Source organism: Methylobacterium gossipiicola, from assembly GCF_900113485.1.
Classification (GTDB): domain Bacteria; phylum Pseudomonadota; class Alphaproteobacteria; order Rhizobiales; family Beijerinckiaceae; genus Methylobacterium; species Methylobacterium gossipiicola.
In genome coordinates this window covers 18978-36258 of record NZ_FOPM01000005.1, presented here as the reverse complement: position 1 = coordinate 36258, position 17281 = coordinate 18978, and the positions used below count along the sequence as shown (strand labels likewise).

The following is a 17281-nucleotide window of genomic DNA, read 5'->3' as shown; positions in this document are numbered from 1 at the left end:
AGCGGGCCTTCCCAGAACTCCGGGCCCCTGGGCGGCTCTCCCTGGGAGGCCGACCACGGAGCGGGAGTTTTATGGAAGATACTCAGCCGCGTGGGAATTCCAGGCCCATCTCGCGGTAGCGCGCGGGATCGTCGGCCCAATTCTCGCGCACCTTCACGTGCAGGAACAGGTGGACAGTCTGCTCGGCGGCTTCGGCGATCTCGCGGCGCGCCGCCTGCCCGATGGCCTTGATGGTCTGGCCGCCCTTGCCGAGCACGATGGAGCGCTGACTCTCGCGCTCGACGAAGATCGTCTGCTCGATGCGGACGGACCCGTCGGTCCGCACCTGCCACTGATCGGTCTCCACGGTGGAGCGGTAGGGCAATTCCTCGTGCAGGCGGTCGTAGAGTTTCTCGCGGGTGATCTCGGCGGCGAGCATACGGATCGGCGCGTCCGAGACCTGATCCTCGGGGTAGAGCCACGGGCCTTTCGGCATCATCCCGGCGAGCGTCGTCTTCAGGGTGTCGATGCCGTCGCCGTTGAGCGCCGAGACCATGAAGGTGTGGGTGAAGGCGATGCGCTCGTTGAGCGAGGCGGCGAGCGCCAGGAGGCGGTCGCGGGGAATGAGGTCGATCTTGTTGAGAATCAGCACCTTCGGGCGCTTCACGTCGGGGAGCTTGGCGAGAATCGCCTCGACTTCGTCGGACACGCCCTTGCGCGCATCGATGAGCAGGCAGACGGCGTCGGCATCCGAGGCACCGCTCCAGGCGGAATGCACCATGGCGCGGTCGAGGCGGCGTTTCGGCGCGAAAATCCCGGGGGTATCGACCAGGATGATCTGCGCCGCGCCATCCATGACGATACCGCGCACCAGCGCCCGCGTCGTCTGCACCTTGCGGGAGACGATGGAGACCTTGGTGCCCACGAGACTGTTGAGCAGGGTGGACTTGCCAGCATTCGGAATACCGATGAGGGCGACGAAGCCGGCGGCGGCGTTCTCCGGCATCGGCGCTGCCGGCTGCGGCACCAGCGGCGGCAGATCCCGCGCGTCGTCGTGATCGTTCTCGAAATCGGGATCGGACATCGTGGGGTCAGGCATCGGGGGGATTTCCTTCGCGGACGTCCGCCGACGTCTCCTGGGTTAAGGGGAGATTCTGGGCCGTTTGTGGATTGAGGCCGAGCACTTCCCGCTCCAGCACGAGGCGGGCGGCCTCCTGCTCGGCGAGGCGCTTCGACGGGCCGGTGCCGAAGCCGGGCGCGAAGCCTTCGACGCGGGCGGCAATGCGGAACACCGGCGCGTGGTCGGGGCCGGAGCGCTCCACCACCTCGTAGACGGGGATCGGCAGGCCGCGACCCATGGCCCATTCCTGCAGGGAGGACTTGGCGTCGCGGCCCCGCGGCGCGGCGGTGTCGACACCCGGCGTGAACGCGGCCTCGACGATGGCCCGGGCCTTGGCATAGCCGGCATCGAGGAAGACGGCGCCGAGGATCGACTCGCAGGCATCGGCCAGGATGGTCTGGTTGCGGCGTCCGCCGCTCTGGACCTCGCCGGGGCCGAGGAGCAGATGGGGTCCGACATCCCAGGCCGTAGCGACGGCGGCGCAGGTCTCGCGCCGAACGAGGCCCGCGAGGCGACGGGACAGCTCGCCCTCATCTGCCCCCGGAAAGGCCTCGTACAGCAGGTCGCCGATGGCGAGGCCGAGCACCCGGTCGCCCAAGAATTCCAGGCGCTGGTAGCTGCCGAGCCGTCCGTTGCCGCTGGCCTTGCTGACATGGGTCAGGGCGAGGGTCAGGAGCTTCTGATCAACGAAGGCATGGCCGATCGCGGCTTCGAGCACGGCGAGGCCGGGCTTCGGACGGGGCGCGCGCCGCGCCCGGCTGGAGGGACGCGCCTCTTCGTCCACGATGATCTGCAACCCTAGTGAATGGTGGTGAACAGCCGGCCCCAGCGGACTTTCGCCGGCCAGTTCCAGATCTGCCACGCCGGCGTGCCTTCGTCGATGGAGAAGAAGATCATCTCCGCCCGGCCGACGAAATTCTCGAACGGCACGTAGCCGACGCTGGAGAGATCGCGGGAATCCGTCGAGTTGTCGCGGTTGTCGCCCATCATGAAGAACCGGCCCTCCGGCACGACGTAGGGCTCGGTGTTGTCCCAGTAGCCGTTGTCGCCGTCACGCTCGATCACCCGGTGGGTGACGCCGCCCGGCAGGGTTTCGAGGTACTGATCGACCTTCACCTGCTCGCCGTAGGGACCCGTGGTCTCGTAGGGCGCGATCTTCTCACGCTTCACCGGCACGTCGTTGATGTAGAGCAGACCGGCCTTCATCTGGATCTTGTCGCCCGGCAGGCCGATGACGCGCTTGATGTAGTCCGTGGCGTTGTCCTTCGGCAGCTTGAACACCGCGATATCGCCGCGCTTCGGGTTGGCCGCCCAGATCCGCCCGTCCGCCGTGAACGGCAGGTACTCGCTCAAGGGGAGCGAGTATTTGGAATAGCCATAGGAGTATTTCGAGACGAACAGGTAGTCGCCGATGAGGAGCGTCGGCACCAGCGATCCCGACGGGATGTTGAACGGCTGGAACAGCAGCGTGCGGACCACGAGGGCGATGAGCAGGGCCTGCCCGCCGACCTTAAGGGTCTCCTTGATGCTGGCCCAGGTCCCGGTCTCGGCGGCCTTCAGGTCATGCTTCGTCTGGTGGTCCACGCGGGCACGTTCCATCTGGCTGGCCTTGTCCGGTTCGCTACGGGAGGCCGGAATTCGAGTGTCGTCGGCTGTCGACGGTTGAGCGGCGGCATAGACCATGCGCCGGGGCGCCGCAACGCGACGGGGTCGGGTCGGCGGCTATGGGGTGTTCGACGGCACCGCCTCGATGATCACGAAGGCTTGCGCCATGGGCGGATCGTCCGTGAGGGTGATGTGGATCCGTGCCTCGTGTCCGGCCGGCATCATGGCGGCGAGCCGCGCCGCCGCCGCCCCGGTAAGCTCCAGGGTCGGGCGGCCGCCGGGGAGATTCACCACCTCCATGTCGCGCCAGAACACCCCCTGCGCGAGGCCGGTGCCGAGGGCCTTGGCGCAGGCTTCCTTGGCGGCGAAGCGCCGGGCATAGGACGGCGCGCGGGCGGCGCGGCCATCGCATTTCGCCCGCTCGCCCTCGGTGAACACCCGGTGGGTGAAGCGCTCGCCGTAGCGTTCGAGGGAGCGGGCGATGCGGCGGATGTCGCAGAGGTCCGAGCCGATCCCGACGATCATGCGGGCGTTCCCGCGCGGGCCGCGTCCATGGCGGCCCGCATGTCGCGGATGGCCTGGGGCAGGCCGACGAAGATGGCCTCGCCGATGAGGGCGTGGCCGATGTTGAGTTCGGCGATCTCGGGCAGGGCCGCCACCGGCCCGACGCTGTCGAGGGCGAGGCCATGGCCGGCATGGATCTCGAGGCCGAGGCCGGCGCCATGGGTCGCCGCGCGGGCGATCCGGGCGAGTTCCGTGGCGACGCGGGCCGCGTCACCCGCCGCGACCGCCTCGCAATAGGTGCCGGTGTGAAGTTCGACCACGGGGGCACCGAGGCGTCGGGCCGCCTCCATCACGGCCAAGTCGGGCTCGACGAACAGGGAGACGCGCACGCCCGCTTCACGCAGGGCCGCGATGCGCGGCGCGAGGTGATCGTGGCCGCCGACGATGTCGAGGCCGCCCTCCGTGGTGCGCTCCTCGCGCTTCTCCGGCACGAGGCAGGCGGCGTGGGGCTTCAACCGAATTGCCATCGCCACCATCTCGTCGGTGGCCGCCATCTCGAAATTGAGGGGCACCGTGAGGATACGGGCCAGCGTCTCCATGTCGGCGTCGCGGATGTGCCGGCGGTCCTCGCGCAGGTGCGCCGTGATGCCGTCGGCGCCGCCTTCCACGGCGATGCGCGCCGCCCGGATGGGGTCGGGATGGGCGCCGCCCCGCGCGTTGCGCACGGTGGCGACGTGATCGATGTTCACGCCGAGGCGCAGGGGCTGCGAAGAAAGGGGACGTGCGGACATGGTTCTGGCGTGCTCCAACGCGATCCCGCTCGGGATCGTCGCGGCCCGGCCATTCTCCCCGAGCGCGCGCTCGATGCCTACATAGGCGCAGCACGCACGAACGGGGATACGGCACGCCATGGGAATTCTCGACGGTCTGCTCGGCCACGGCAGCGACCTCTCGCCGGCGGAGGTCAACGAACAGCTCTCCGGCATCCTCGTGCCGGGCGAGATCGTTCAGGTAGCCTTCCGGATCATCCGCGACCTCATCGTATTCACGGACCGGCGCCTCATCCTCGTGGACAAGCAGGGGATCACCGGCCGCAAGGTCGCGTACATGACTGTGCCGTACCGGGCGATCACCTGCTTCTCCGTCGAGACGGCGGGCAATTTCGACCTCGATTCGGAGTTGAAGATCTGGGTCTCGGGCCGTGAGCCGATTCAGAGAACCCTGAAGCGCGGAGCCGATATTCTGGGGATTCAGCAGGCTATCGCGGCTTCGCTTCGGTGAATCGGAAGTCAGGCGAACGGTCGGCGTTCCTTGACATCCTGGCGGAATGATTTAAGCGCCAGCCCTCGCGTTCGCTCCGGCTGGGGGCTGAACGGACGGTGCCGATTCGTCGGCACAGGGGTCGGGTCCGTCCAACGGGCCGTCTCCGTCGTCCGGTGTCTCCGCCTTCGATCAACCGCTCGGGCCTTCAAACGGCTCGAAGGGCTTGGCGCCGGAGGAACCGCGTATGAACCGGCCCGACGCGTTTTGCCTACAGCACAACAGTTTCGTCGGGTCCCTTGGACATGAAGGGCCCGTTAATGCCTCTTTACGAACACGTCTTCCTGGCGCGCCAGGACGTGACGACCCAACAGGTCGAGACCATGGTCGAGACCTACAAGGGCGTCATCGAAGCCAACGGCGGCAAGGTCGAGAAGATCGAGATGTGGGGCGTGAAGTCCCTCGCCTACCGCATCAAGAAGAACCGCAAGGCTCACTTCACCCTGCTCAACGTCGATGCTCCCCCGGCGGCCCTCGCCGAAATGGAGCGCCAGATGCAGATCTCCGAAGACGTTCTGCGCTTCATGACCGTCCGCGTCGAAGAGCTCGAGTCCGAGCCGTCGGCGATGATGCAGAAGCGCGACCGCGATGACCGTAAGGATCGTGAGCGCGGCCGTCGTCGTGACGACGAAGGCTTCGGCGGCGGTGGTGGATTCGGCGGCGACCGCGAGCGCGGCGACCGTGGCGATCGGGGTGACCGGTCCGAGCGTAACTTCGGCGGGGAGGCTTAAGCGATGGCATTCGGTGCTGGACCCGGCGCGGCGCCTGCCGCTGGTGGTGGCGCGGGCGGCGGACGTCGTCCGTTCTTCCGTCGTCGCAAGACCTGCCCGTTCTCGGGCGTGAACGCGCCCAAGATCGACTACAAGGACGTCAAGCTCCTGTCGCGCTACGTCTCCGAGCGCGGCAAGATCGTGCCGTCGCGCATCACGGCGGTGTCGGCCAAGAAGCAGCGTGAGCTCGCCCAGGCGATCAAGCGCGCCCGCTTCCTCGGCTTCCTCCCCTACGTGATCAAGTAATCGCGTCGCCCCGGCCCGGTGATCCGGACCGGGGCACCCCGCGCGGCTTTGCGCGAGGGTTTCGTACCGGCCGTCGATGGTGAGGGCCGGGAGTCGTTGGGGCTGGAAACGCCTCTAACCCTGCCCGTGATCGGGACAGTGGGACAGCGGGATCCATGGGTCAGTTTTTCGGTATCGGCATCGGCGCGGGCCTCGTCTCCGCCCTCCTCTTCGGCCTATTGCTGAAGGCGACGCCCCTCGCCATCCTGCTCTATCTGCTCGCCCCCCTGCCGATCCTCATCGTCGGGCTGGGCTGGAGCCACCGCGCCGCCCTCGTCGCCGCCTTCACCGGAAGCCTGGCGCTGGCCCTCGTGGTGCAGCCCTTCCTCGGCATCGGCTACCTCGCCTATCTCGCCCTGCCCGCCTGGTGGCTGGCCTACCTCGCCCTGCTCGGCCGGCCCGGTGCCGACGGCACCATGGAATGGTACCCCACCGGCCGGCTGCTGGCCTGGACCGCCGGCACGGCGGGCCTCGCCTTTGTCGCCGTCGCGGTGATCGTGGCGCCGAACTACGAGACCTTCCATACGCAGCTGCGCGACATGACCCGCAGCATCGTGACGATCCAGATGCAGGGACGCGGAATGAACCCCGCTCCCGCCAAGCCCGTTGCACCCGCCGACAGCACCAAATCGGACGAGGCCAAATCGCCCGAGTCCCAGCCGGACGAGCCGAAACGGGCGGATGCCCTCCGCGAGGACGTGGCGGACGCCATCGCCCGCGTGGCGCCGGGCCTGGCGACGCAAGGGCTCGCGGTTCTCCTCGTCTTCTACCTCTGGGCCGCCGGCCGCATCGTCAAGATCTCGGGGCGCCTGCTCCGTCCGTGGCCCGACCTGCCATCCACCCGGATGCCGCGAGCGGTCCTGGCAATCCTCGCCGGCTCCCTCGTGCTGACGTTCGTCTCCGGCTATCCGGGCGTGCTCGGCGTCGCCCTCGCGGGGGCCCTGAGCGCCGCCTTCGCGATCCAGGGGCTCGCCGCCTTCCACGACCGCAGCCGGGGCCGCCCCGGGCGCCTCGCGCTGCTGCTCGGCCTCTACCTCATCCTGTTCGTCACGCAAGGCGTCGCCTTCGTGGCCCTCACCCTGTTCGGCATCGCCGACACCGCCCTCGACCGGCGCCGTCCCAAGGACGTGTCCGGATCATGAGCCCCGCCGCCGATCGACGGCGGCTTTCACCCCCCAACCGAAGGACCACCACCATGGAAGTCATCCTCCTCGAGCGCGTCGCCAAGCTCGGCCAGATGGGCGAGACCGTGAACGTGAAGCCGGGCTACGCCCGCAACTTCCTCCTCGCCCGCGGCAAGGCCCTGCGCGCCACCGCCGGCAACAAGAAGCACTTCGAGACCCAGCGCGCCCAGCTCGAAGCCCGCAACCTCGAGCGCAAGACCGAGGCCCAGGCCGTCGCCGAGACCCTCGAGGGCAAGAGCTTCGTGCTCATCCGCCAGTCGGGCGAGACGGGCGTGCTCTACGGTTCGGTCTCGACCCGCGATCTCGCCGAAGTCGTCACCGCCGAGGGCTTCACCGTCGGCCGCGACCAGTTCGCCCTCAACCAGCCGATCAAGACCCTCGGCCTGCACACCGTCCCGGTCGTGCTGCACCCCGAGGTCGAGGTCACCGTCACCGTCAACGTCGCCCGCTCCCCCGAGGAAGCCGAGCGTCAGGCCCGTGGCGAGTCCACCACCGAGCGTGAGGCGTTCAACCTCGACGACCTCGGTCTCGAAGTCGGCGCCGCCCTCGCCGAGGCTGGCGACGACCGCGAGTAAGACCCGTTCCCGTCCCTCGGGGCGGTGGACAATGGGGAACACGGCCCGCACGGGTTGACTTGTTCCCCATATGTTCCAGCATGGACGCCCGCGTCTCGCCCGAGTCGCGGGCGTTCGCGCGTTCATGGCAGAAGCCCTCCGGGCCTCGCCCGACGGACCGCCGGACGGGGAGCCGTCCGCCTATGGCCGGTTTCGTGAGAGACACTTAACCATGCCGGTCCATGGTCGGCCCCAGTATGATGGCGGACGGGAGTCTCGGATCCCCCGTTCGCCCAGGTGAAAACGAGTCGGAGCCTCGAGTCAGTCCATGGCCCTGCCCAATGCCCTGGTGGCGAACCTTCAGCCGGTGACGCAGGAATTCCGCGTCGCGCCCCACAACATCGACGCGGAGCAGGCCCTGCTCGGCGCGATCCTGGTCAACAACGACGCCTATTATCGGGTCTCGGACTTCCTCCTCGCCGAGCACTTCATGGAAGATGTCCACCGCCGGATCTTCGAGGTGGCGGCGAGCCTGATCAAGGGCGGCAAACTCGCGACCCCCATCACCCTGAAGACCTATCTCGGCGACGCGGATCTCGGCGGCCAGACGGTGATGCAGTACCTCGCCCGCCTCGCGGCCGAGGCCACGACGGTGATCAACGCCGGCGATTACGGCCGCACCATCTACGACCTCGCCATCCGGCGCCGGCTCATCACCATCGGCGAGGATCTGGTCAACGGCGCCTACGAGGCCCCGGTGGAATCCTCGCCCCGCGACCAGATCGAGGGGACCGAACGCCGCCTCTATGAACTCGCCGAATCGGGCAAGTACGACGGCGGCTTCCAGAAATTCTCCGAGGCGCTCACCACCGCCGTCGACATGGCGGCCAAGGCGTATCAGCGCGAGGGCAAGCTTTCGGGGATTGCCACGGGCCTGTCCGACCTCGACGCCAAGATGGGCGGCCTGCAACCATCGGATCTCATCATCCTCGCCGGACGCCCGGCCATGGGCAAGACCTCGCTGGTGACGAACATCGCCTTCAACATCGCCAAGGCCTACCAGGGCGAGAAGGGCGCGGACGGTATCGTCAAGACGGTCAACGGCGGCATCGTCGGGTTCTTCTCCCTCGAAATGTCGGCCGAACAGCTCGCCACCCGCATCATCGCCGAGCAATCGGGCGTCCCCTCCTACAAGATCCGCCGCGGCGACATCCGGCCGGAGGAGTTCTACAAGATCACCGACGCCGCCCGGGACATGCAGACGATCCCGTTCTACATCGACCAGACCGGCGGCATCTCCATCGCGCAGCTCGCCGCCCGCGCCCGGCGCCTCAAGCGCCAGAAGGGCCTCGATCTCCTCATCGTCGATTACCTTCAGCTCCTGTCGGGTTCCGGCAAGCGCTCGGACAACCGCGTGCAGGAGATGACCGAGATCACCACGGGCATGAAGGCCCTGGCGAAGGAACTCGCCGTGCCGATCATCGGCCTGTCCCAGCTCTCGCGTCAGGTTGAAAATCGCGAGGACAAGCGACCCCAGCTCTCGGATCTGCGTGAATCGGGCTCCATCGAGCAGGATGCCGACGTGGTGATGTTCGTGTTCCGCGAGGAATACTACGTCAACAACAAGAAGCCCCGCGAGGGAACGGAGGAGTTCTTCGCCTGGGAAGCCGAGATGAACCGCGTCCACGGCAAGGCCGAAGTGATCCTGGGCAAGCAGCGCCACGGCCCCACCGGCACCGTGGAACTGCAGTTCGACGCCAACATCACCCGGTTCTCGAACCTCGCCCAGTCGGACCGGATTCCCGATCAGCATATGTGATCGGATTTCCCGCAGCGCGCGCGCCGACCTGAAGGAAGTGAGACAGCCTGTGATCGAACCGAGCCACGGCGCCACCCTCACCATCGATCTCGGGGCCATCGCGGCGAATTGGCGTCGCCTCGCCGCCGAGGCGGGCGGGCTCACTTGCGCCGCCGTGGTCAAGGCCGATGCCTATGGCTGCGGCCTCGCTCGGGTGGCCCCGGCGCTGTGGGCGGCCGGATGCCGGACCTTCTTCGTGGCGCATCTCGGCGAGGCCGTGGCGGCCCGCGCGCTCCTGCCGGAGGCGACGCTCTACGTCCTGAACGGACTTCTGCCCGGCACCGGGCCGGCGCTCGCCGCCCACGGCTTACGGCCGGTCCTCGGATCGCGCGACGAACTCATCGAATGGGCGACCCTGTGCGCCGCTTCGGGAGTCCCCCTGCCGGCGGCGTTGCATGTCGATACCGGCATGAATCGGCTCGGGTTCTCCGTCGCCGACGCCCTGGTCCTGGCGGGCGATTCCCTCCTGGCCCAAGCCGGCATCGATCTGCTGATGACCCACCTCGTCAGCGCCGAGTTGCCCGAGGACGATGTCAACGCCCGGCAGGCGGCGGATTTCGCGCGGCTCCGCGCGGCGCTTCCACATCTGCCCGCTTCGTTCGCGAATTCGTCCGGGGTCTACCTCGGCGCATCCGCGCATCACGATCTGCTGCGGCCCGGCTACGCCCTGTTCGGCGGCAATCCCACGCCGGGGCGACCCAACCCGATGCGGCCGGTGGTGCGCTTGGACGCGGCGATCGTCCAGGTCCGCACCGTCACGGGCGGCGAGACCGCCGGCTACAACGCCCGCTGGACGGCGGACGGTCCGCGCCGCCTCGCCACCCTGTCGCTGGGCTACGCCGACGGCTATCCCCGGTCCGCGAGCGGCCGGGGCGCCGCCCTCGTGAACGGTGTGCGCTGCCCCATGGTCGGCCTCATCTCCATGGATCTCGTCATCCTCGACGTCACCGATGCGCCGGAGCCCAAGCGCGGCGACACCGCGCTCATCATCGGCGACAGCCTCGACATCGACACCGTGGGGCGAGCGGCCGGAACCATCGGGTACGAGATTCTGACGGGTCTGGGTTCTCGCTATGTTCGCCATTATGTGACAGGAACCGGGGCCTGAGGGCCTCTCCCGGACCCCGCGGTTCCCGTCACGATGGCCAAGATCCAACAGACATTCGTGTGCCAGTCCTGCGGCGCGGTCTACAACCGCTGGCGTGGCCGCTGCGAAGCCTGCAACGGCTGGAACTGCATCGTCGAGGAGAGCAGTGCCGCCGGCCCGCAATCCGGTCCGGTCAAGACGCGGCCGAGCCGGGCCAAGGGCCGGGTGTTTCCCCTGGAGGGCCTCACCGGCGCGGTGAAACAGGCGCCGCGCATCCCGTCCGGCATCGGCGAACTCGACCGCGTCACCGGCGGCGGCTTCGTGCGCGGATCGGTGATCCTTCTGGGCGGCGATCCCGGCATCGGCAAATCCACCCTCTTGATGCAGGCCACCGCCGCCATGGCGCGCACGGGGGAACGTGTCGTCTACATCTCGGGCGAGGAGGCGGTGGCGCAGGTGCGCCTGCGGGCCGAACGCCTCGGGCTCGCCGACATGCCGGTGGAGCTCGCCGCCGAGACCAACGTCGAGGACATCGTCGAAACCCTGTCGCAGGGCACACCGCCGGCCCTGTGCATCATCGATTCGATCCAGACCATGTGGACCGAGACGGTGGAATCGGCCCCCGGCACGGTCACGCAGGTGCGCGGCTCGGCCCAGACCCTGATCCGTTTCGCCAAGACCGTCGGTACCGCCGTGATCCTCGTCGGCCACGTCACCAAGGACGGCCAGATCGCCGGTCCCCGCGTGGTCGAGCACATGGTCGATGCGGTCGCGTCGTTCGAGGGCGACCAGGGCCACCATTTCCGCATCCTCCGGGCCGTCAAGAACCGCTTCGGACCCACCGACGAGATCGGGGTGTTCGAGATGACTGACCGGGGTCTGGCCGAAGTGCCGAACCCCTCGGCCCTGTTCCTCGCGGGCCGTGACCATGCCGCCCCCGGCACGGCGGTCTTTGCCGGCATGGAGGGGACGCGGCCCCTCCTCGTCGAGATTCAGGCCCTGGTGGCGCCCTCCTCCCTCGGGATGCCGCGCCGGGCCGTGGTCGGCTGGGACCCCAACCGCCTGTCCATGGTGCTGGCGGTGCTCGAAGCCCATGGCGGCATTCGGCTCGGCACCCACGACGTCTATCTCAATGTCGCGGGCGGCCTGCGGATCACCGAGCCGGCGGCGGATCTGGCGGTCGCCGCCGCCCTAGTCTCGTCCCTATCGGGCGCCGCCCTACCGCCCGAGACGGTGTATTTCGGGGAAATCGGCCTGTCGGGGGCCATCCGGCCCGTGGCGCAGGCGCCGGCCCGGCTGAAGGAAGCCTTGAAGCTCGGCTTCGCCAAGGCGGTGACCCCGCAGGGGCGTGGCGACGGCGGCGGCGACGGATTTCCAACCGAAGCCCTGCGCCACATCGCCGACCTCGTGGCCGGCATCGCCAGCAACGGCCCGCGCCGGGTCGGTTCGGGGCGGGGACAGCGCGCGGTGGAATACGACGAAGACTGAAGCTCACCCCCCGAGGTGGAACGGGTTGAAGTCCGTGTCGCGATCGAGGTGATCCTCCCCCTCCGCCCGCTTGAGCCAGCCGATCAGCGGCAGGCTGACTGGGAGCGCCGCGACTTCCCAGGCGACCTTGAGCGCCCAGGCGCCGAAGCCGATCCGCCCGAGCTCATCGAATGCGAAGACGCCCGCGAAAGCGAGGGTCACGAACAGCGTGGTGTCGATGGCCTGCCCGACCATCGTCGAGACGATGAGGCGCAGGGCGAGGAAGCGCCCGGCGGTGCGGAGCTTCATCCTGGCCAGCACGTAGGCATTGGCGAGTTCGCCGAAGAGATAGGCCGCCATGCCGGCGAGGGCGATGCGCGGCGTCGATCCGAGCACGGTCTCGAAGGCTTGCTGGTGCGGCCAGAACGGCGCCGGCGGCAGGGCGGCGGCGGCGGTGTAGCTCGCGATCCAGACGATCTGCGCGGCGAATCCGGCCCAGACCACACGCCGCGCGCTGGCATAGCCATAGACCTCCGTCAGCACGTCGCCGAACAGGTACGACAGGGGGAACACGATGACGGCGGCGCTGAAGGTCAGCCCGGCCAGGGACACGATCTTGCCCGCCAGGATCAGCGAGACGATGAGCACGCCGCTGAACAGGGCGGCGATGGGCACGAGGTAACGCCGCTCGCTTCGGTCTCGCATCGCACCTCCGGCCCATCGACCCCGCCACGGGATAGCGGCCGCGAGGGTGACGGCCAGGGTTCGGCAGGATATACAGGGCCGCGGCCGGGGGAAGCCGCAGCATGCCCCTGTCGTCGCCGCAACTCCCTACGAAGTGACAATCGCCCGCGATGCCGTTCTCCGTTCTCGATCTCGTCGTGCTCGGCATCGTCGTGGTGTCCGCGTTGCTCGCGGCCGTGCGTGGGGCCACCCGTGAGGTGCTGGCCATCATCGCCTGGGTCGCCGCCGCGGCCGTCGCCTGGAAGCTCTATCCCCTGCTGCTGCCCACCATGAGCCAGCACCTCACCAACGCCACCGTGGCGCTGGTCGCCTCCATCGCGGCGATCTTCCTCGGTACGCTCATCGTGGTGTCGATCCTCACCGTGAAGGTGTCGGACATGATCCTCGATTCGCGCATCGGCGCCGTGGATCGGTCCCTCGGCTTCCTGTTCGGCGCCGGGCGCGGCTTCCTCATCTGCGTCATCGGCTGGGTGTTCCTGGCCTGGCTCGTTCAGGGCAAGATGCCCGATTGGGCGGCCCAGGCCCGCAGCCGGCCAATGCTGGAGAAGTCCGGCGAGGCCCTGGTGGCGCAGCTGCCGGAGAATCCCGAAGGTCTCCTGAAGCAGTTCAAGAAGCCGAAGGTGGAGACCCCGGCCGACCCCGTCGAGCCGCCGGAAGGCGATGTGCCGGTCCAGCGCCGCAGCGACGCCACGTCTCCGGCCACGGCATCCCCGACAACCGCATCCCCAGCCACGACGGCGCCGCGACGCTGATCTGCGCGTCCGCGCTTGGTGCCGGCGCGCGGGCCGCTTACATGACGGCTTGTTGACAGCGCCGCTCGAGCTCCGCGTCGGGCAACCCAGGGATCCGCCTCACATGTCTGCAGCGAAACCGAGTGCCCGGTGCGAAGCACAAGCGGCGGCCGGAACCGTGGACGGCCTCGACCGCGACGGCGACACCCTGCGCGAGGAATGCGGCGTCTTCGGCATCTTCGGCCACCCGGATGCTTCGGCCATCGTGGCGCTCGGCCTCCACGCCCTTCAGCATCGCGGGCAGGAGGCGGCCGGCATCGTCTCGTATGACGGCTCGGTCTTCCATTCCGAGCGGCGGCCCGGCCTCGTCGGCGATTCGTTTTCGGACGGCGAGACCATCGCGCGCCTGAAGGGACAGGTGGCCATCGGGCATGTCCGCTATTCCACGACCGGCGGCACCATCCTGCGCAACGTGCAGCCGCTCTTCGCCGAACTCGCCAGCGGCGGTCTGGCGGTGGCCCATAACGGCAACCTCACCAATGCCCTGTCGATCCGCCGCGACCTCGTGCGCGACGGCGCCATCACGCAATCGACCTCCGACACGGAGGTGATCCTGCATCTCGCCGCCCGGTCCCGCGCCCCCCGCATCGTCGCGCGCTTCACCGAGGCCCTGAAGCAGATCGAGGGTGCCTACGCCATCGTGGCGCTCACCAACAAGAAGCTCATCGGCGCCCGCGATCCCATGGGCATCCGCCCCTTGGTGCTCGGCGAACTCGACGGTCGCTACATCCTCGCCTCCGAGACCTGCGCCCTCGACATCATCGGCGCGAAGTTCATCCGCGACATCGAAAACGGCGAGATCGTGGTGATCTCCGAGGAGGGCATCGAGTCGATCCGGTTCGCCCCCGCCCGGCCAATGCGGCCGTGTATCTTCGAGTACATCTATTTCGCGCGGCCCGATTCCGTGGTAAACGGCAAGAGCGTCTACGCCGTGCGCAAGAATATCGGCCATGAACTCGCACGGGAATCAGCGGCGCAGGCCGACGTGGTGATTCCGGTTCCGGATTCCGGCGTGCCGGCGGCTTTGGGCTTCGCCCAGGAAACCGGCCTGCCCTTCGAGATGGGTATCATCCGCAACCACTATGTCGGCCGCACCTTCATCCAGCCGACCCAGTCCGTCCGCGAACTCGGCGTGCGCATGAAGCACTCGGCCAACCGCGCCGTGGTCGAAGGCAAGCGCATCGTCCTCGTCGACGACAGCCTCGTGCGCGGCACCACCTCCATCAAGATCGTCCGGATGATGCGCGAGGCCGGCGCGCGCGAGGTGCATTTCCGCATTGCCTCGCCGCCGATCACCTATCCCGATTTCTACGGCATCGACACGCCGGAGCGGGAGAAGCTGCTCGCCGCCACCCACGACCTCGAGGGCATGCGCCGCTACATCGGCGCCGATTCCCTCGCCTTCCTGTCCATCGACGGTCTGTACAAGGCCATGGGCGAGGAGCGGCGCGACGAAGCCTGCCCGCAATACACCGACCATTGCTTCACGGGCGACTATCCCACTACCCTGACCGACATGGCCATCACCGGCCCCCGGCGGTTGGCCATGCTGGCGGAAGCCGACTGAACCCATGACCACCGCTTCGCAGACGTCCCTCGCGGGGCGCGTCGCCGTCGTCACGGGCGCATCCCGGGGCATCGGCCGGGCCACCGCCCTCGCCCTCGCGAAGGCCGGGGCGCATGTCGTCGCCGTCGCCCGCACGCAGGGGGCCCTGGAGGAGCTCGACGACGCGATCCGGGCCGTGGGTTCGAGCGCGACCCTCGTCCCCCTCGACCTCACGGATTACGACGCCATCGACCGCCTCGGCGCGGGCCTCCACGAGCGGTGGAAACGCCTCGACATCGTGGTCGGGAATGCCGGCATCCTCGGCAACCTCACGCCCCTCGGCCACGTGACGCCCAAGACCTGGGCGCAGGTGATGGACATCAACGTCACGGCGAATTGGCGCCTCATCCGCTCGTTCGATCCGTTGCTGCGCGCGTCCGATGCGGGGCGTGCGATCTTCGTGACCTCCGGGGCCGCCCAGAAGTGCAAGGCCTATTGGGGACCGTACTCCGTCTCCAAAGCGGCCCTCGATGCCCTGGTGCGGACTTACGCCGCCGAGACCGAGCGGACGCCGATCCGGGCCATGCTGGTCAACCCCGGCCCCCTGCGCACGGACATGCGCCGCGCCGCCATGCCGGGGGAGGATCCCGAGACCCTGCGGACACCGGAGGACCTCGCCCCCCACATCGTCCGGCTGGCCGACCCCGCCTGGACCGAGACGGGCCGGATCTTCGATTTCCCGAGCGACCGCCTGCTCACCCCGCGGATGGCGGACTGACGGCTTCGCCGCTCTCCCGCCGTCCCGAAGGACCGTGACACCATGATCGACGTTCGCTGCATCTGCGCCATCGGCCAACGGGGCCAACTCGGGCTCAATGGGCAGCTCCCGTGGGAGGGCAACACCGATCCCCTGTTCGTCGAGGACGTGACCCGGTTCTTCGCCCTCACCATGGGGCACGTGCTCATCGCCGGGCCGAAGACCGTGGCTTCGGTGCCCGACTTCGCGTTCAAGGACCGCACCATCGACGTGATCCGCAGCCACGAGGACCCGGAAGCGGTGCTCAAGCGCTATCCCGGCCGGCGCATCTTCGTCGGCGGCGGAATCGCCGTGTGGAACGTCTATGCCAAGTACATCCAGCATTGGGACGTGACCCGCCTGCCCTACGACGGCGAGGCCGACCGCTGGTTCGATCCGGCGTGGCTCGTCGGTGGACCGTTGCGGACCTAACGGCACCAGGGGCGTCCTGGCGGGTTGAGAAGGGCCCACCCGCTGCGAAGGCGCCCGATGAGCCATCACACCTACCGATTCGGCATCGAGGAAGAGTATTTCCTGGCCGATGCCGAGACCCGGGGCACACCGGACCGGTCGCTGTCCGCCTTCCACGACGCGGCCGGCGCCGCCCTGCCGGCGATCGGCCGCGAACTTCTCGAATCGCAGGTGGAGGCCTGCACACCCCCCTCCGACAGTTTCGCCGAGGCTCGCGACGTCCTTGCGCATCACCGTAAGACCCTGGCGCGGATCGGCCGTGAGCACGGTGTGCTTGTCTTCGCCGCCGGCACCCACCCCGTCGCGGCGTGGTCCCGCCAGGCCGTGACGCAGGGTGAGCGCTACACCGGTATCCTGGCGGATGTGGGCTTGGCTGGGCAGCGCAGCCTGATCTGCGGCATGCATGTCCATGTCGAGGTGCCGGACCCCGACGCGCGGGTCGATCTCATGAACCGGCTGCTGCCGTTCCAGCCGCTGCTTCTCGGTCTCTCGGCCTCGTCGCCCTTCTGGCAGGGCAGGCCGACGGGCCTCGCCGCCTACCGCCTCAGCGCCTTTGGGGAGTTGCCCCGTACCGGCCTGCCGAACCTGTTCGCCGACCGCGCGGCCTACGAGCGTTATGTCCGCATCATGAACCAAGCCGGCTCCATCGCCGATGCGAGCTTCCTGTGGTGGTCCCTGCGCCCGTCCATCAAGTTCCCGACCCTGGAACTGCGCATCGCCGATTCCTGCACCCGGCTCGACGATGCGATCACCATCGCGGCGCTCTATCGTTGCCTCGTCCGCTGCGCCGTGCGGCGACCCGACATGAATGCCGATCTCGACGGCGTCTCGCGGGCGCTCGCGCAGGAGAATCTGTGGCGCGCCCAGCACGCGGGCACGGCGGCGGAACTGATCGACGAGGCGCGCGAAACGGCACTCCCCTTCGCGGAAGCCCTCGACGACTTGCTGAGCCTGATCCACGAGGACGCGGACGCCCTGGGCTGCATGGGCGAAGTCGAAGCCGCCCGGCGGATCGTCCGTGACGGCACCAGCGCAACGGGTCAGATCGCGGCCTCCGAGGGGGCCGGGGGTGAGACGGTCCAATTCTCCGTCGTGGCGGTCGTGGATTGGTTGGCCAAGACGACGCGGGGCGAGACCGTCTCGGGTTGAGACGCCCCGCTTTTCAGGCGTTAGGACGTGGGCGAACGCCCGCTGCGTTAG

General features: G+C 68.6%; 19 protein-coding genes. 13 read left to right on the top strand and 6 right to left on the bottom strand.

The genetic code is table 11. The annotated features are described in order from the left end of the window. Positions 1-82: 82 nt before the first annotated feature. From era to BM249_RS05565, 5 genes are all read right to left on the bottom strand, one after another. Complete coding sequence (gene era / locus BM249_RS05585) at positions 83-1078, bottom strand: GTPase Era (RefSeq protein ID WP_425284794.1); 996 nt, start codon at positions 1076-1078, stop codon at positions 83-85. Then, positions 1071-1883, bottom strand: coding sequence for a ribonuclease III (rnc, locus tag BM249_RS05580; protein WP_091970102.1), 813 nt, complete (start codon positions 1881-1883; stop codon positions 1071-1073). The genes era and rnc overlap by 8 nt, the downstream gene beginning before the upstream one ends. 14 nt (positions 1884-1897) lie before the next feature. Continuing rightward, a complete protein-coding gene (gene lepB, locus BM249_RS05575; protein ID WP_091969808.1) occupies positions 1898-2698 on the bottom strand; it encodes a signal peptidase I in 801 nt (266 codons plus the stop codon). Positions 2699-2821: 123 nt separating this feature from the next. Further along, complete coding sequence (gene acpS / locus BM249_RS05570) at positions 2822-3229, bottom strand: holo-ACP synthase (protein WP_091969806.1); 408 nt, start codon at positions 3227-3229, stop codon at positions 2822-2824. Further along, positions 3226-3999, bottom strand: coding sequence for a pyridoxine 5'-phosphate synthase (locus tag BM249_RS05565; RefSeq protein ID WP_091969804.1), 774 nt, complete (start codon positions 3997-3999; stop codon positions 3226-3228). Before BM249_RS05565 ends, acpS begins: the two co-directional genes overlap by 4 nt. 118 nt (positions 4000-4117) lie before the next feature. On the opposite strand from BM249_RS05565, the gene BM249_RS05560 reads away from it, so the two are divergent. The 8 genes from BM249_RS05560 (at position 4118) to radA (ending at position 11754) form a co-directional block, all read left to right on the top strand. Further along, on the top strand, positions 4118-4489 hold the full coding sequence (locus tag BM249_RS05560; protein ID WP_091969802.1) for a PH domain-containing protein: 372 nt from the start codon (positions 4118-4120) through the stop codon (positions 4487-4489). Positions 4490-4788: 299 nt separating this feature from the next. Beyond that, a complete protein-coding gene (rpsF, locus tag BM249_RS05555) occupies positions 4789-5259 on the top strand; it encodes a 30S ribosomal protein S6 (RefSeq protein ID WP_091969800.1) in 471 nt (156 codons plus the stop codon). Between the two features lie 3 nt (positions 5260-5262). Beyond that, positions 5263-5544, top strand: coding sequence for a 30S ribosomal protein S18 (rpsR, locus tag BM249_RS05550; RefSeq protein WP_091969799.1), 282 nt, complete (start codon positions 5263-5265; stop codon positions 5542-5544). Positions 5545-5699: 155 nt separating this feature from the next. Then, positions 5700-6725: a DUF2232 domain-containing protein gene (locus tag BM249_RS05545; RefSeq protein WP_091969797.1), complete on the top strand. Its 1026-nt coding sequence runs from the start codon at positions 5700-5702 to the stop codon at positions 6723-6725. Positions 6726-6778: 53 nt separating this feature from the next. Further along, positions 6779-7342 (top strand): 50S ribosomal protein L9, encoded by a 564-nt coding sequence (rplI, locus tag BM249_RS05540; protein WP_091969795.1) that lies wholly within the window; start codon positions 6779-6781, stop codon positions 7340-7342. Between the two features lie 307 nt (positions 7343-7649). Then, positions 7650-9140 carry a replicative DNA helicase gene (locus tag BM249_RS05535; RefSeq protein WP_091969793.1) on the top strand — a complete coding sequence of 497 codons (1491 nt, stop codon included), beginning with the start codon at positions 7650-7652 and terminating at the stop codon, positions 9138-9140. A 49-nt stretch (positions 9141-9189) separates the two neighbouring features. Further along, the gene (gene alr, locus BM249_RS05530; protein ID WP_143103691.1) at positions 9190-10287 is read left to right on the top strand and encodes an alanine racemase; all 1098 of its coding nucleotides are present in this window, start codon (positions 9190-9192) and stop codon (positions 10285-10287) included. Between the two features lie 33 nt (positions 10288-10320). Further along, complete coding sequence (gene radA / locus BM249_RS05525; RefSeq protein ID WP_091969791.1) at positions 10321-11754, top strand: DNA repair protein RadA; 1434 nt, start codon at positions 10321-10323, stop codon at positions 11752-11754. 3 nt (positions 11755-11757) lie between these two features. On the opposite strand, the gene BM249_RS05520 is transcribed toward radA, so the two are convergent. Then, entirely contained in the window at positions 11758-12438 is a 681-nt protein-coding gene (locus BM249_RS05520; protein WP_091969789.1) for a queuosine precursor transporter, read from the bottom strand. Positions 12439-12587: 149 nt separating this feature from the next. On the opposite strand from BM249_RS05520, the gene BM249_RS05515 reads away from it, so the two are divergent. The 5 genes from BM249_RS05515 (at position 12588) to BM249_RS05495 (ending at position 17230) form a co-directional block, all read left to right on the top strand. Further along, positions 12588-13229, top strand: a complete 642-nt coding sequence (locus BM249_RS05515) for a CvpA family protein (protein ID WP_091969787.1) — start codon at positions 12588-12590, stop codon at positions 13227-13229. Between the two features lie 103 nt (positions 13230-13332). Then, positions 13333-14835 (top strand): amidophosphoribosyltransferase, encoded by a 1503-nt coding sequence (gene purF, locus BM249_RS05510; RefSeq protein ID WP_244528603.1) that lies wholly within the window; start codon positions 13333-13335, stop codon positions 14833-14835. Positions 14836-14839: 4 nt separating this feature from the next. Continuing rightward, entirely contained in the window at positions 14840-15592 is a 753-nt protein-coding gene (locus BM249_RS05505) for an SDR family NAD(P)-dependent oxidoreductase (RefSeq protein WP_091969783.1), read from the top strand. A 42-nt stretch (positions 15593-15634) separates the two neighbouring features. Next, positions 15635-16042, top strand: coding sequence for a dihydrofolate reductase (locus BM249_RS05500; RefSeq protein ID WP_091969781.1), 408 nt, complete (start codon positions 15635-15637; stop codon positions 16040-16042). Positions 16043-16099: 57 nt separating this feature from the next. Continuing rightward, a complete protein-coding gene (locus BM249_RS05495; protein ID WP_091969779.1) occupies positions 16100-17230 on the top strand; it encodes a carboxylate-amine ligase in 1131 nt (376 codons plus the stop codon). The last annotated feature ends 51 nt before the right edge of the window (positions 17231-17281 follow it).